Raw genomic sequence first — 14,343 nt, 5'->3', positions numbered from 1 at the left:
AATAAAGCCCTCTACCTTGAGGGCTTTTATTGCTTGTTTTCATAAAGACAAGTGAAGCATTACTTTTCTAATCTTCCCGCATACTGCTTGGGCGTTAATCCACGATGTTTCTTAAACATACGATTGAAGCTCGCCACATTGGTGTAACCAAGGCGCATGGCTATGTCATCAATACTCACGCGCTTACTCAATAACCCAGCCGCAACATTACTCAATACATAGCCGGATACCATCGAGAAGTTGAGGCCTAATTTGTGCAAACGACGTTGAAACTGCTGTTCAGATAAATCAAGCAGAGAAGAAACGCGCTCTAACGTTGGCAATCCATAATGACTGCTGTAGTTCACCACTTCATAAATCACTTTCAACTCATCTTCTGGGTCGGGCATATTAAGCAAATCATCCAAATCGGAAAAACTCATCGCTAGACGGCTGTCCTCGCGATGGCTCACTTGGCGGGAAGCTAATCGGTCATCTCCCGGGATCCATATTTCTGTTTTTGGCTGACTCCATTCCACCTCGCAGCCGAAATATTCCCGGTATCGCTCAGTATTTTTTCTCGACCCTGAAATCTTGACGCGCAAAGGCTGATAGTCTTTACCAAGAAATTCGCGTAGCACTTTAATCATAAATACCGCACAGCGGATACTATCGTGCACCTTTACTGACGTTTCTATAAACGGATTGTGGTAAGTCCATTTGATGATTTTGCCCGACTGTTCGCCAGCGAAAAACGCCCCAGATTGTAAGTTACTCGCACCATAATTAACGCGTCGAATCGCGCTGGCTAAATCATTCCCAGAAAATAGCCAGCGTCCCACAGGTCCAAGCTTTTGCAGTTCAATACCTCGGCTGAGACTCAATACCACATCCGGGTCACCACTGGCTTGTTCAACACAACGATACCATTCTGCGACGGCTTTTAGCGGGATCAGTGTCATTGGGTTGTGAAATACCGACGACGGAATCCCCAGTGCATCCGAGCCCAAATTATATTTAGATAACGCGAGGTTATGCATGTTTAGAATGCCCATCGCGCGAATAAATCGAACCGTCTTCATTACCAATCACATCAAATTTAATCCTCTATTGATTGAATCTGTCACAAAGAAAGACCTAAATCAAATCCAGATCACAATACGCCAACCGTTTGATAGAGGAGTGTTTAATGAGTTTACTGAGTGTCCCATTTGTCGGTACAGGCGCAGATACGGCGTTACATGTTGTCGCTGCTGTCGTTTTAATCGCGAGTGTCGCGGGCGCGTGTTACGGCTTTTGGAAAATCCATGAGTTGCCAATTAATAAGGCGCACAGCAAAGACCATCATCAGATAGGGCTCATCACTGCGCTCACCTGGATTGGGTTTGTCTGGCACTGGGTTTGGGTGCTAGCCGTGATCTTTGCATTCGTTGATATGGAAAAAGCCATCATCAATCTGCGTGATACATGGAGAAGTAAACCGCAAACAGAAACACAGCCAAAAGAGGAAGCGGAATGTTAGAAGGTTTAGCGGTATGGGCTCTCTTCATCTATCTGCTGCGTTTGGTTGGCATGCCTTGGAACAAAGCAACCAAATCGTTCGCTTATCTTGGCGGTTTGAGTTGGCTGATGTTCGTATGGGTAGGTTTGATTAACTTCACCCCGATGGATTTATCCGGTGGTTCTGTCGTGCAGTCACCACACATCCAATTGCGTCCAGATTCAACCAATGTGAAGGGTAAAGTTGACCATATTTACATTAAGCCAAATCAACAAGTTAAAGAAGGTCAGCTTATTTATGAACTTGACCCAACTCAATACGAAATCGCATTAAATCAGGCGAACGTATCCGCCGATTCTGCACGAGTCGCATTAGCTACGGCAAAAGGCGACATCGAGATTGAAGAAGCGAATCATCAAGCATTGGTGCAAGATCTAGAAACATCAAAGAGCCAATTGGAAGCGGCGAACGTTGACTACAAATTGCAGAAAAAGATGCTAGATCGTTATGTTGAGCAAAACCGAGTGGTGCAAAACACCATCACGGAAAGCGATATCGACAAACAATCGAGTGCGGTTGATATGGCACGTCACAACGTGTTAACCCTTGAGTCTCAAATTAAGAAGAAACAAGTCGATATTTCCCGTGCAAAACTGGCGATTCATAAAGCGGAACTTGCAGTTGAAACCAAACAAGCCGAACTGCGCCAAGCTGAAGAGCAAATTGCAAAAGCGCAATGGGATTTGAATAGCACAAAAGTTCATGCCCCAACAGATGGCTTTGTCACCAACTTTATCCTGCGTGAAGGTCAGCGTGTTTCGATGATGCCACGTATTAATATGTACACTAACGAGAAGTATGTGCTGATGCGAGTCAACCACCAGGCGGTTCGTAACATCAAACCGGGTCAGCCAGCGGAATTCTCTTCGTCCGTTTACCCAGGCAAGATCTTCTCAGCGACCGTCGAAGGCATTGTTGAAGCAACAGGTGAGTCACAAGGTAATCTGCTGGGTTTCGATGATTCTGTTCGCGTGACAACCGGCAAGAACTTACAGAACAAACACCACTTTGTTCGTCTTAAGATTGATGAGCCAGAAGGCTACGACATTCCTGTTGGCTCTGTTGGCCTCGCATGGGTCAGCGGTGAAAAACCGATAGGCTTCATGGCCTTCTTGGATGTGATTCGCGGGATCATCATTCGAATGAAGTCTCAGCTGTACTTCTTCTACTCCATCTAAACTCACAAACCGCCAGTTTCGCTGGCGGTTTTTTCATTTGTATCCAAACACATCCTTTTCCCGTATAACAATTAGTTAGTAAATAGCGGAGAAGATTCATGTCGGCAAAGGAAAGAAGCCTACCTACCCATCGTATCTCAAGGTTCAGCAAGTTCGCTTCACTTGCTACCCGTGTCGCAGGCAATGTGATTGCAGAAGGCACGAAACAAATCGCCAAAGGCAATAAACCAAAAGCGAAAGACCTCTTGCTGACGCCACAAAACATCGCACGGTTGACAGACCAACTTGCTCACCTACGTGGCGCTGCAATGAAGCTTGGTCAAATGCTCTCAATGGATGCTGGTGATGTTTTAGAACCTGAACTCGCCGATATTCTCTCCCGTCTTCGTTCCAACGCAGACCCAATGCCTGCAAAACAACTGAACGGAGTCATGGAAAGTTCGCTAGGAACGAGTTGGAAAGCTGAGTTTCTATCATTTAACTTCAAACCAATCGCCAGTGCATCAATAGGACAAGTGCACCAAGCCTACAGCGATGCGGGCGATAACCTAGCCGTCAAAGTGCAATATCCGGGCATACGAAAAAGTATTGATAGCGACGTCGATAATGTCGGTACACTGCTCAAGGTCGTTGGGTTGATTCCCGAGTCTGTCGACTACAAAGGATTGCTCGAAGAAGCGAAAAAGCAACTGCATGATGAAGCCGATTACACCCGAGAAGCGCAATTTGCGATTCGTTACCATGATGCTTTGAAGGAGCATCCTCATTTTGTCGTACCAAAGATTCACACTGAAAGTTGCTCAGACTCCGTTCTCGCCATGGAGTTTATTGACGGCGTACCCATTGAACACATCGAACATTATGATCAAAGTACGCGAGATTTTGTCATGCACAGTTTGCTCGAATTGCTGTTCAGAGAGCTGTTCGAATTCAAGATGGTGCAAACCGACCCTAACTTCGCCAATTACTTGTACATTGAAAGTACTCGCCAAATCGGCTTGTTAGATTTCGGTGCAACTCGCGAATACAGCGAACGATTCAGTGCCGGCTATCGCCAAGCCTTTGCGTCCGTCATGAATAATGACGAACAAGGCTTGAATGACGCGCTTGAACAAATTGGCTTCTTCAGCCAAACCATCTTACCTGATCAGCGCCAAGCGATTCTCGATTTAGTAAAAATGGCATGTGAACCCATGTTAGTTGATGAGCCATATGATTTTAAAGCCAGTGGCTTAGCGCAAAAACTTCGCGAAGCTGGCACTATTTTGAGCATGGAACAAGAGTACTGGCATACCCCACCTGCCGATGCCCTATTTTTACATCGTAAAATTGGTGGCATGTATTTGCTCGCAGCGAGAATTGGCGCAAAAGTGAACATTCGCCAATTGGTACAGCCATATCTCACTATCAACAGCGAATAGCCTATTGTTTTTCTGTTACTTTCAAGTACCTTGAGCAAGGTTAAGATGCATAGTTGTGCATCTCAATAACATGCCATACTTCCATAAAACGAATTAACTATCGGGGTACTCGGTGAGCAAGTTTCAAGATCTCTCCACTCTAATCCAGCAAATTGGCCAAGCCGAAGAAGCGGATCAAGTCGCAACGCTCAATGAATCTATTGAAGCGGGTCTCGAACCTGGCGCAGTCGCCCTAATTCTGGAAGCCTTTCCAATCGATGATCGTGTTCGCTTATGGCGAGCTTTGCCACTAGAACTGCATATCGACGTGTTAACGGAAATGCGTGCCGACGTACGTTTTTCTATCATCAATGCATTATCTGAAGTCGAGCTAAAACTCACCCTCGCTAAACTTGATAACTTATCGCTGATCGAATGGGCGGATTCGTTGCCTGAGTCGATCATCAACGAAGCGCTCGCGTTAATCGAAAAAGATGAGTTAGAGCTTTACGATCAGGCAAACGAATATGAAGATGAAGAACTCGGCCACTGGGCTGAGCGTAAAATCATCACCCTGCCCTTTAATATTACGATTGGAACGGCTAAGCAGTTAATGGAGCGCTATAGCTACGACACGCCTCAACAGGTCTACCTGATCAACCGTAATAAACAGTATCGAGGGACAGTCAATTACTACGAAATTTTACGTAGTGATCCTGATACTCGCTTGAAAACACTCGTTATTGAAGCGGTGACGGTGCTAGACAGTAAGATGATGCTTCCCGAAGCGGTAGAAGCATTAGAGCACAGCACACTGCCCGCTCTGCCTGTGACTGATGCAGACCAAACTCTGATTGGTGAAGTCGATTGGCAATTTGCATTAAGTACGCAACGTGAAATCTACGAAGCGCGCTTAATGGCCGGTACTGGTATGGATGAAGGCGATGACTTGTTTGCGCCAGTATTAAAAAGCTCACAAAAACGCGGCGTGTGGCTGGGCATCAATTTGCTGACTGCAATTTTAGCGTCTGTCACTATCGGGCTATTTGAAGACGTGATTGCTCAAGTGGTGGCTTTGGCCGTACTAATGCCAATTGTTGCATCGATGGGTGGCATTGCAGGCAGCCAAACGCTGACTCTAATGGTTCGTGCGATGGCGCTTAATCAGATTACCCCAGGTAACCGATTCAAATTCTTAAAAAATGAGTTGGGCATAGGCTCACTGAACGGCATTGCTTGGGCGCTAATCATCGGCGGGTTAGCCGGATTGTGGTTCCAATCGCCAGTTTTAGGCGGAACCATCGCGCTGGCCATTATCGTCAACATTATTACCGCTGCTTTATTTGGTGTGTTGATACCCATTATTTTGGATAAGTTTAAATTGGACCCTGCTTTGGCTGGCTCGGTGATTCTAACAACAGTGACAGATGTGGTTGGTTTTTTCGCCTTTTTAGGGACGGCGAGTTTAGTCATGCTCTAAAAAGTCCACTGTTTATTAATCAATCATTAGCATAATAGAGTCAAATTGCATAACGCAGTTGCAAATTGCAAACAAACTCAAACTTTAAGCAACGCATGTCACAGAAACTACGTATTTTAGGGCATATTAAAGTTGGCACAGTAACTGCATTATATAAATCGACCCTTCTTAAGCCGAGGGTCACCTAGCCAACTGACGTTGTTAGTGAACTTGATTTTGTTCACATGTATATAAGCCAATCGCACTCTTTGCGGTTGGCTATTTTTTTATGTGGCTATTGCTCTCTTATCCTCTGACCGAGCTCGGTTGTACTTTTCCTGCCCACAACAGATTGTTTACTGTTTATAAAATTCAAATATTCGCCCACTAAACCATTAGAAATACCAGCTTCAACAAAAACAAATTACCTACATAAAATAAAACCAAGAAAACATACCCAAAAAAGAAAAAATAACGTCCAAACCAAAAATCTTATCATGAAATCGTTTTCTTTTCATAGAAATCGACTGAACAATCTAGAGTTATAGATAAATTTAATCCATAAACATAAATAGCAATTCAAAACATTCATTTCACATAGAAAACCTGTCTATAAATCATAGAAAACACGTAAAAACAAACTTTTTACCTTTATAAGTAAAAAATCAAGCCATTGTTATTAAAAGAAAAAATAGACATCAAAAACCAAGCAAACGTTTAAATTGCAATTTTATCATTGACTATTAAATTTACATCACGATAATACGCGCCGTTTGCCTGAAAACCAGGTGCTATAATTTAACATTTCAATGTGCGGAGGTAATAATGGCTGGAGACAATAACTACAGTCTTGGACCAGTTCCCGACACGGCCAGAAAAGGCGTGGCGTCACTAACCATGGTGATGTTAGGACTCACTTTTTTCTCCGCAAGTATGTGGACAGGGGGTTCTCTCGGTACTGGGCTCTCCTTTAATGATTTTTTCCTCGCTGTTCTCATCGGTAACCTAATCCTCGGTATTTACACTTCTTTCCTCGGTTACATCGGCGCTTCTACTGGTCTCTCTACTCACCTTCTTGCTCGTTTCTCTTTTGGTTCTAAAGGATCTTGGCTTCCTTCAGCTCTTCTTGGTGGTACTCAAGTTGGGTGGTTTGGAGTTGGTGTCGCGATGTTTGCGATTCCGGTGCATAAAGCAACGGGCATCGATACCAATACATTGATCCTCGTTTCCGGTTTGCTCATGACCGCGACCGTTTACTTTGGCATCTCCGCACTGATGGTGTTGTCAGCAATTGCCGTTCCTGCCATTGCGCTACTTGGCGGTTACTCTGTCGTAGAGGCAGTAAATAGTGTTGGCGGTATAAGCGAACTACAACAGGTTCAACCAACCGAGCCACTCGATTTTTCAATAGCTCTCGCGATGGTTGTCGGCTCTTTTGTCAGTGCTGGTACATTAACGGCAGATTTCGTGCGCTTTGGCAAAAAGCCGCGCAGCGCCGTGATGATCACCATGGTGGCATTTTTCATCGGTAACTCGTTAATGTTTATCTTTGGCGCGGCAGGTGCGTCGGTGACGGGTCAATCAGACATCTCTGAAGTGATGATTGCGCAAGGCTTATTAATTCCCGCCATCATCGTACTTGGATTAAACATTTGGACGACTAACGACAACGCGCTCTACGCATCGGGTCTTGGATTTTCCAACATCACAGGCTTACCAAGTAAATACATCTCGATGGCGAACGGGCTTGTTGGCACACTCTGCGCTCTCTGGCTCTACAATAACTTTGTTGGCTGGCTGACCTTCTTATCGTTGGCAATTCCACCGATTGGCGGCGTGATCATCGCTGACTTCTTCACGAACCGTAAACGCTACGCAAACTTTGAAGCCACCCAGTTCCAAAGCGTAAACTGGGCTGGCATTATCGCTGTAGCGATTGGCGTTGGTGCAGGACACTTCCTTCCTGGCGTAGTACCGATTAACGCTGTACTTGGCGGTGCAATTAGCTTCCTGATTCTTAATCCTATTCTCAACAAAAAAGCACTGGCAACACGGCCAGCGTAAGGAACCATCATGACAACACTACTGATCAAAAACGCAACGCTAAAAGGACAAGAAGGTCTACAGCAAATTTTGATTGAAGATGGTCAATTCAAGCGCATCGAAAGCAACGGTGTGGAGCTTAATCATAACGGTGACACCATCGATGCTGAAGGCGGCATGGCGGTGGCGCCTTTCTGCGAGCCGCACATCCACCTAGATACAACGCAAACCGCAGGCGAGCCAAGCTGGAACATCTCTGGCACATTGTTTGAGGGTATTGAACGTTGGGCTGAGCGCAAAGAAATGCTGTCGATTGAAGACGTGAAAACGCGCGCAAAACAAACCTTAAAATGGCAGATCGCAAACGGCGTACAACACGTTCGTACTCACGTCGATGTTTCAGACCCTACCCTAATTGCCCTAAAAGCGATGGTAGAAGTGCGTGAAGAGATGAAAGAGTGGGTAGACATCCAAATCGTTGCGTTTCCGCAGGAAGGTATTCTCTCTTACCCAAATGGCAAAGAGCTGCTAGAAGAAGCAGTCAAATTGGGGGCGGACGTTATTGGCGCGATTCCACACTTTGAATTCACACGCGAATATGGCATTGAATCACTGCACTACGTATTCGAGTTAGCACAAAAATACGACCGTCTGATCGACGTGCATTGTGATGAAATCGATGACGAGCAATCTCGCTTCGTTGAAACGCTGGCAGCATTAGCGCACAAGTTCGATATGGGAAATAAAGTCACGGCCAGTCACACAACAGCGATGGGTTCCTACAACGGCGCTTATGCATCTCGCCTGTTCCGTTTATTACGCATGTCCGGTATCAACTTCGTGGCAAACCCTCTGGTGAACATTCACTTACAAGGCCGTTTTGATGATTATCCGAAACGTCGTGGCGTAACACGAGTAAAAGAGATGCTGAATGCCAACATCAACGTCTGCTTTGGACACGATGACGTATTCGACCCATGGTATCCACTAGGCACTGCAAACATGCTGCAAGTGCTGCATATGGGTCTGCACGTGTGTCAGGTGATGGGTTACGACCAAATCAACAACTCACTGGATCTGATCAGCACCAATTCAGCACGTACACTGAACATTCAAGACAAGCACGGCATTGAAACAGGTAAGCCAGGTAGTTTACTGATTCTTCCTGCAGAAAATGTTTTTGACGCAGTACGTCGCCAAGTGCCGGTTCGCTACTCTGTTCGTCACGGTAAAGTGATTGCAGAAACACAGCCTGCGACAACTCATATTCATCTTGAACAAGTAGAGCAAGTAACGTTCAAACGCTAAAAAGATCGGCGAAACGAAAAAGGCCTGACGACATCATCAGGCCTTTTTTCTACTGGTAAACATCACTGCTCGCTCTGTCTATTCTTGTCTCATAAACCGCTGAACACATTGAAAGGCCATATAAAACGGCTCAGTACCAAACGTTGCACAAGGTTCTGGTGGCTGAATCTCAATTACACCATCGCACTTGGAAATTCCTCTCTGCGTTCGGCATACTTCCGCCTTCACTTTAGTTGTAGATATAACTCATGACCTTATTAAGCCAGATAGAATCGCAATTTTTGGAATTTATGCAGCAAGAGATGCAAGTCGATGCGGCGCATGACATAAGCCATGTTCAACGGGTCGTAAACACCGCAAAAAAACTGGCTATGGAAGAAGGCGCCGACTTATCTATTGTGCTTCCCGCCGCCTATTTACATGATTGTTTTACCTATCCGAAAGATCATCCAAACCGCAAGCAGAGCTCAATCATTGCAGCCAAAAAAGCGGTCGCGTTTTTAGAAAGTATCGATTATCCGCAGCAATACCATGATGCCATTGCCCATGCGATAGAAGCACACAGCTTTAGCGCTAATATCAGACCCAACACATTGGAGGCAAAAGTCGTTCAAGATGCCGACCGTCTGGACGCTTTAGGCGCAATTGGCATTACTCGCTGTATACAAGTGAGCACTGAGTTTGATGCGCAACTTTACGATAACAAAGACATCTTTGCTCAACAGCGAGAACTCGACGATAAACAATTCACTCTGGATCACTTTCAAACCAAGTTATTCAAAATCGCTGAAACTATGAACACGGAGTCAGCGAGACGCGAAGCGCAAAAACGCAAAGTCTTTATGCAAGCGTATATAGAGCAATTACACGACGAGGTGACAGCGTAAATGTCTGAAAGCCGTACGTTAATTAAAGAGCTTAAACGCCAGCTAAAATTAGCTGGGCTGCATTATATCGATGTTGCACAACACCTTGATTTAAGTGAAGGCAGCGTCAAACGGTTACTGGCTGAAGGTCAACACATTAGCCTTGAACGCTTAGAACGAATTTGCCAATTGATTGGTTTAGAAATGGCGGAACTGTTTAAGCTCGCGGCTGCGCACAATAAAGGTCTAGAGTCGCTAACGTTAGAGCAAGAAAAGCAGTTGGTTGACGATAAAGCCCTGCTACTCGTGGCGATCTGTGTTGTAAATGGCTATCAGTTTGAACAAATCGTTCAGCAATACACCTTCAATGAGTTGGAACTGGTGCAAAAACTTGCTCAGTTGGATCGTCTGAACATCATCGACTTGCAGCCAAATAACAAAATTCGTTTGCGTATATCTCCGACATTTAAGTGGCAGGTGGGCGGCCCTATTCAACGGTTCTTCCAACAGCAAGTTCAAGACGCCTTTTTCCAAAGCTACTTTTCCGGTGAAGATGAACAGTTGTCCATGGCAACAGGATTGATGAGCGTACCAACCAACAAGAAGCTGCAACAGAAACTGCAAAAGGTCATCGATGAGTTTTATCAGGCTTGCCAAAGTGATAGCTCTCTCGATATGGAAGAAAAACACGGCACCTCTCTCATTATTGCGATGCGTCGCTGGACGTTCCCTCTATTTGAACCATGGGAAAGAAAACCCACTCAGAAGTCTCGAAATTAGTAACTCAACAAACAAATAAAAATGAAAGTAACGAATTTCGTTACTTTTGGTGGCATGCAACGTCACTTGAAAGAGAAAGCTGGTTTAATCGTTCATTGAGCATAAAGTGCTCCTATCTCATTCGACTTTGTTTAATCGGGGCCAGCATGTTTTTCTCAAAACGCTTTTTTCCTTACTTTGTGACGCAATGCCTTGGCGCACTCAATGACAACATCTACAAAAACGTTCTGTTATTGATGGTGACTTACAGCCAAATTGATAACCTACCAATATCCGTTAATCTATTTGTTAATTTGGCGGCAGGCTTATTCATCTTACCTTTCTTTCTATTCTCTGCGCATGCTGGTGCCGTCGCTGACAGCATGGACAAAGCCAAATTAATACGACGTTTAAAGCTCATCGAGCTGGCTATCATGTCTTGCGCTGCAACCGCTATTGCCACTCAAAGTGCCATGCTGATGCTGGTTCTGCTGTTTATGACAGGCACTCAATCGGCCTATTTTGGTCCCGTGAAATACGCCTTGCTACCACAAGCGCTCAAACCAAATGAGCTTGTTAAAGGAAATGCTTGGGTTGAAATGGGCACGTTCCTTTCGATTCTTATAGGTACGCTAAGCGCAGGCCTGCTGCTAGCCATTCCTAATGGTACCTTGATTGCTTCTTGTGTCGTGATTGCCTTGTCTTTGCTTGGTTTTATGAGCAGTGTGAATATTCCAACGATGCCTAGCCAATCGACTGACAAAGCGAAGTTTGAACCAATTTCTGGTTTAAAGAACACGTTAAAAGTGGCAAAAAAACAGAGAGGCATTTGGATGTCTATTCTAGCCATCAGTTGGTTTTGGTTCATGGGTGCGACTTACCTGACTCAATTCCCTAACTTTGCGCGTGAACATTTGTTTGCAGACAGTACTGTCGTTTCTTTACTGTTGGCATTGTTTTCCATTGGTATCGCTACAGGCTCTTGGTTGTGTGAAAAGCTCTCTTTCAACCACGTTGAGCTTGGTATTTTGCCATTCGGTATCCTTGGTCTGACAGTCTTTGGCGTCGACTTGCTATGGGCCGTCCCTAGTTATCCATCACTTCCGATTCACTTTTATGATGTGCAAAGCTTCGTTGCTGAATCCAAACATCTGCGCGTCATGATTGACCTGTTCCTTGTTGGTGTAAGCGGCGGTGTCTTTATTGTTCCTCTTTATGCGTTCATCCAATCTCGTTCAAACAAAGGGGAATGTGCACGTGCCATTGCTGCTAACAACATCATGAATGCGTTGTTTATGGTGGTGTCTGCTTTGGTTTCTATCGTTGTACTCAGCGCACTAGAGCTTTCTATTGTGGAACTGTTTGCCATGATGGCAATAGGTAACTTCTTCGTGGCAATCTATGTCTATCGTCAAGTACCGGAATTTACACAACGCTTTATCAGTTATTTACTCAGCCATTGTATGTATCGTGTGTCAGTACAGGGGCGCCAACATATTCCTGAACAAGGTGCTGCGTTAATCGTGGCTAACCATGTTAGCTATGTCGATGCGTTGATTTTGATGGGAACCTCTACTCGCCCGGTTCGTTTTGTGATGGACAAGTCCATCAGCGAGCTGCCTGTTCTTAAATATGTTTTCCGTCATGCCGGTGTTATCCCGATCTGTTCTCCACGTAAGTGTGCCGACACTTATCGACGAGCATTTGAACAGATTGAACAAGCGCTTAACGACGGTGAAGTTGTCTGTATCTTCCCTGAGGGTCGCTTAACGTCTAACGGTGAACTGGGTGAGTTTCGCCCTGGTGTGGAAAAAATCCTTGAGCGTAATCCTGTTCCTGTCATCCCTATGGCGTTAAAAGGGCTTTGGGGTTCTTTTTTCAGCCACAAAGGCGGACATGCTCTCACAAAACGACCGACTCGTTTTTGGTCAAAAGTGGATGTTGTTATCGGTGAAGTGTTAAGCCCAGCTTCTTTAAATCGTCATCAATTGCAACAACAAGTACAGGATTTACTGGGCTGATACGCTTGCTATACCGATCAAACTTTGCAGCAAAACGTAAATATGCACCACAAAGGGCAAGTAGTTCTTTGTTAATTAGAGTAGGATATCTACAACGTCATAAATCTAGGAGGTATTATGAAAATCATCATCTTACATGGTCTTTATATGCATGGGCTGGTCATGCAGCCTCTTAGCCAAAAGCTGAGAAAACTCGGATACGAAACGCAAGTACTCAGCTATAACACTGTTGCTATCGATGAATCTTCACTGTTTGATTCTATCGACCATTCGCTTAATCCACTGACCGCAAACGTGCTCGTGGGGCACAGCTTGGGAGGTTTAATGATTAAGCGCTATCTCGCCAACAGAAAACCAACCACTAGCTTAATCTCTCATGTTGTCGCTATCGGTTCACCTCTTAAAGGCGCGTCCATAGTAGGTCGGATTCAAGATCTCGGATTGGGTGCAATTTTAGGAAACTCACCACATCACGGATTAAACAAACATGATGATGCGTGGGCTTTTCCGCAAAAACTCGGCAGTATCGCAGGAACGATGCCGATTGGCGCTCGCCCATTGTTGATCCGTAATGACAACACCATGTCGGACGGTACGGTTACCGTAGAAGAGACAAGACTGGACGGTATGCAAGATCATATCGAAGTGAAGCAAACGCATACGAGTCTGATTTACAACACCTTCGTGCCGCAGCAGATTGATCACTTTATTCGCACAGATTATTTCCGTCGATAGCACACTTTTCCATCATACAGATGGAATCGACTTTCCAAGCTATTCAGTTCGCAGTACTATCCTAGCTCCACTTCCTCACAACTTGAATGAAGTGGCACATTTTTAATTGTTCTCAGGGCGGGGCGAAATTCCCCACCGGCGGTATACTTTTTCAAGTGAGCCCGCGAGCGCTCGATTCGTCGAGGTCAGCAGATCTGGTGAGATGCCAGAGCCGACGGTTACAGTCCGGATGAAAGAGAATAAGAATACACCAGTATCGCGAGTAAGATCGCGTTGAATGCTGGTGCGCTTCTTTTTGATCGTATTTTACGACGATCTCTCATACCGCCCTGATTCTGGTGATATTTAGGAGTTAACCATGAATCAGTCATCACTACTTGCCGAATTCGGCGACCCAATTACTCGCGTTGAAAACGCACTTATCGCTCTAAAAGAAGGCCGTGGCGTACTTCTTCTTGATGATGAAGATCGCGAAAACGAAGGCGATATCATTTATTCAGTCGAGCACCTCACCAACGAGCAAATGGCGTTGATGATCCGCGAATGTAGCGGCATCGTTTGTTTATGTTTAACAGACGCTCAAGCAGACAAACTGGAACTGCCTCCAATGGTGGTAAACAACAACAGCGCGAATCAAACTGCATTTACGGTTTCTATTGAAGCGAAAGTTGGTGTAACAACGGGGGTTTCAGCAGCAGATCGCGTGACGACCATTAAAACGGCGGCAAACCCGCATGCGAAACCTGAAGATCTTGCTCGCCCGGGCCACGTATTCCCTCTGCGCGCACGTCCAGGTGGTGTAATGACTCGCCGTGGTCACACAGAAGGTACGATTGACCTGATGCAAATGGCAGGGCTTCAACCCGCTGGCGTACTATGTGAAGTGACCAACCCAGATGGCACGATGGCAAAAGCACCAGAGATCGTTGCGTTTGGTCGCCTGCACAACATGCCAGTGCTGACGATTGAAGACATGGTGATGTACCGCAACCAGTTCGAATTAAAACTGGCATAATTAAATCCCAGCTCTGAAA

General features: G+C 45.3%; 12 protein-coding genes and 1 riboswitch. Of the genes, 11 read left to right on the top strand and 1 reads right to left on the bottom strand.

Annotated elements, in window-relative coordinates; genetic code table 11:
- Window positions 1–59 precede the first annotated feature (59 nt).
- The gene (locus tag MSG33_RS01540; protein ID WP_248379563.1) at window positions 60–1,061 is read right to left on the bottom strand and encodes an AraC family transcriptional regulator; all 1,002 of its coding nucleotides are present in this window, start codon (window positions 1,059–1,061) and stop codon (window positions 60–62) included.
- A 107-nt stretch (window positions 1,062–1,168) separates the two neighbouring features.
- Here MSG33_RS01540 and MSG33_RS01535 point away from each other — a divergent pair, with 107 nt between their 5' ends.
- The 11 genes from MSG33_RS01535 to ribB all read left to right on the top strand — a co-directional run bounded on the left by MSG33_RS01535 (window position 1,169) and on the right by ribB (window position 14,324).
- Entirely contained in the window at window positions 1,169–1,501 is a 333-nt protein-coding gene (locus MSG33_RS01535) for an MFS transporter (protein WP_248379561.1), read from the top strand.
- Window positions 1,495–2,718 (top strand): biotin/lipoyl-binding protein, encoded by a 1,224-nt coding sequence (locus tag MSG33_RS01530; RefSeq protein ID WP_248379558.1) that lies wholly within the window; start codon window positions 1,495–1,497, stop codon window positions 2,716–2,718. The genes MSG33_RS01535 and MSG33_RS01530 overlap by 7 nt, the downstream gene beginning before the upstream one ends.
- A gap of 98 nt (window positions 2,719–2,816) precedes the next feature.
- Complete coding sequence (locus tag MSG33_RS01525; protein WP_248379556.1) at window positions 2,817–4,139, top strand: AarF/ABC1/UbiB kinase family protein; 1,323 nt, start codon at window positions 2,817–2,819, stop codon at window positions 4,137–4,139.
- 112 nt (window positions 4,140–4,251) lie between these two features.
- A complete protein-coding gene (locus MSG33_RS01520; RefSeq protein WP_005396363.1) occupies window positions 4,252–5,598 on the top strand; it encodes a magnesium transporter in 1,347 nt (448 codons plus the stop codon).
- An 804-nt stretch (window positions 5,599–6,402) separates the two neighbouring features.
- Window positions 6,403–7,641 (top strand): cytosine permease, encoded by a 1,239-nt coding sequence (codB, locus tag MSG33_RS01515; protein ID WP_248379553.1) that lies wholly within the window; start codon window positions 6,403–6,405, stop codon window positions 7,639–7,641.
- 9 nt (window positions 7,642–7,650) lie between these two features.
- On the top strand, window positions 7,651–8,928 hold the full coding sequence (locus MSG33_RS01510) for a cytosine deaminase (RefSeq protein WP_248379550.1): 1,278 nt from the start codon (window positions 7,651–7,653) through the stop codon (window positions 8,926–8,928).
- A gap of 248 nt (window positions 8,929–9,176) precedes the next feature.
- On the top strand, window positions 9,177–9,815 hold the full coding sequence (locus tag MSG33_RS01505; RefSeq protein ID WP_248379548.1) for an HD domain-containing protein: 639 nt from the start codon (window positions 9,177–9,179) through the stop codon (window positions 9,813–9,815).
- A complete protein-coding gene (locus MSG33_RS01500) occupies window positions 9,816–10,574 on the top strand; it encodes a helix-turn-helix transcriptional regulator (protein WP_109168948.1) in 759 nt (252 codons plus the stop codon). It begins immediately after the preceding gene.
- 146 nt (window positions 10,575–10,720) lie between these two features.
- Complete coding sequence (locus MSG33_RS01495; protein WP_199804250.1) at window positions 10,721–12,574, top strand: MFS transporter; 1,854 nt, start codon at window positions 10,721–10,723, stop codon at window positions 12,572–12,574.
- A gap of 117 nt (window positions 12,575–12,691) precedes the next feature.
- Window positions 12,692–13,309 (top strand): triacylglycerol lipase, encoded by a 618-nt coding sequence (locus tag MSG33_RS01490; protein WP_140093558.1) that lies wholly within the window; start codon window positions 12,692–12,694, stop codon window positions 13,307–13,309.
- Between the two features lie 104 nt (window positions 13,310–13,413).
- Window positions 13,414–13,554: riboswitch (FMN riboswitch) on the top strand.
- Window positions 13,555–13,667: 113 nt separating this feature from the next.
- The gene (ribB, locus tag MSG33_RS01485) at window positions 13,668–14,324 is read left to right on the top strand and encodes a 3,4-dihydroxy-2-butanone-4-phosphate synthase (RefSeq protein WP_006741191.1); all 657 of its coding nucleotides are present in this window, start codon (window positions 13,668–13,670) and stop codon (window positions 14,322–14,324) included.
- Window positions 14,325–14,343: the final 19 nt, after the last annotated feature.

The sequence above is a fragment of the Vibrio sp. 1CM7H genome (assembly GCF_023161645.1).
In the GTDB taxonomy this organism is placed as follows: Bacteria; Pseudomonadota; Gammaproteobacteria; order Enterobacterales; family Vibrionaceae; genus Vibrio; species Vibrio diabolicus.
The sequence above is the reverse complement of the archived record's forward strand: the minus strand, read 5'-3'. Positions and strand labels throughout refer to the sequence as shown.

What these genes read in the sequence shown, in the direction of transcription:
- MSG33_RS01540 (WP_248379563.1), bottom strand. Translation starts at nt 1,061, where the DNA reads ATGAAGACGGTTCGATTTATTCGCGCGATGGGCATTCTAAACATGCAT.
- MSG33_RS01495 (WP_199804250.1), top strand. Translation starts at nt 10,721, where the DNA reads ATGTTTTTCTCAAAACGCTTTTTTCCTTACTTTGTGACGCAATGCCTT.
- MSG33_RS01490 (WP_140093558.1), top strand. Translation starts at nt 12,692, where the DNA reads ATGAAAATCATCATCTTACATGGTCTTTATATGCATGGGCTGGTCATG.
- codB (WP_248379553.1), top strand. Translation starts at nt 6,403, where the DNA reads ATGGCTGGAGACAATAACTACAGTCTTGGACCAGTTCCCGACACGGCC.
- MSG33_RS01535 (WP_248379561.1), top strand. Translation starts at nt 1,169, where the DNA reads ATGAGTTTACTGAGTGTCCCATTTGTCGGTACAGGCGCAGATACGGCG.
- MSG33_RS01530 (WP_248379558.1), top strand. Translation starts at nt 1,495, where the DNA reads ATGTTAGAAGGTTTAGCGGTATGGGCTCTCTTCATCTATCTGCTGCGT.
- MSG33_RS01525 (WP_248379556.1), top strand. Translation starts at nt 2,817, where the DNA reads ATGTCGGCAAAGGAAAGAAGCCTACCTACCCATCGTATCTCAAGGTTC.
- MSG33_RS01510 (WP_248379550.1), top strand. Translation starts at nt 7,651, where the DNA reads ATGACAACACTACTGATCAAAAACGCAACGCTAAAAGGACAAGAAGGT.
- MSG33_RS01500 (WP_109168948.1), top strand. Translation starts at nt 9,816, where the DNA reads ATGTCTGAAAGCCGTACGTTAATTAAAGAGCTTAAACGCCAGCTAAAA.
- ribB (WP_006741191.1), top strand. Translation starts at nt 13,668, where the DNA reads ATGAATCAGTCATCACTACTTGCCGAATTCGGCGACCCAATTACTCGC.
- MSG33_RS01505 (WP_248379548.1), top strand. Translation starts at nt 9,177, where the DNA reads ATGACCTTATTAAGCCAGATAGAATCGCAATTTTTGGAATTTATGCAG.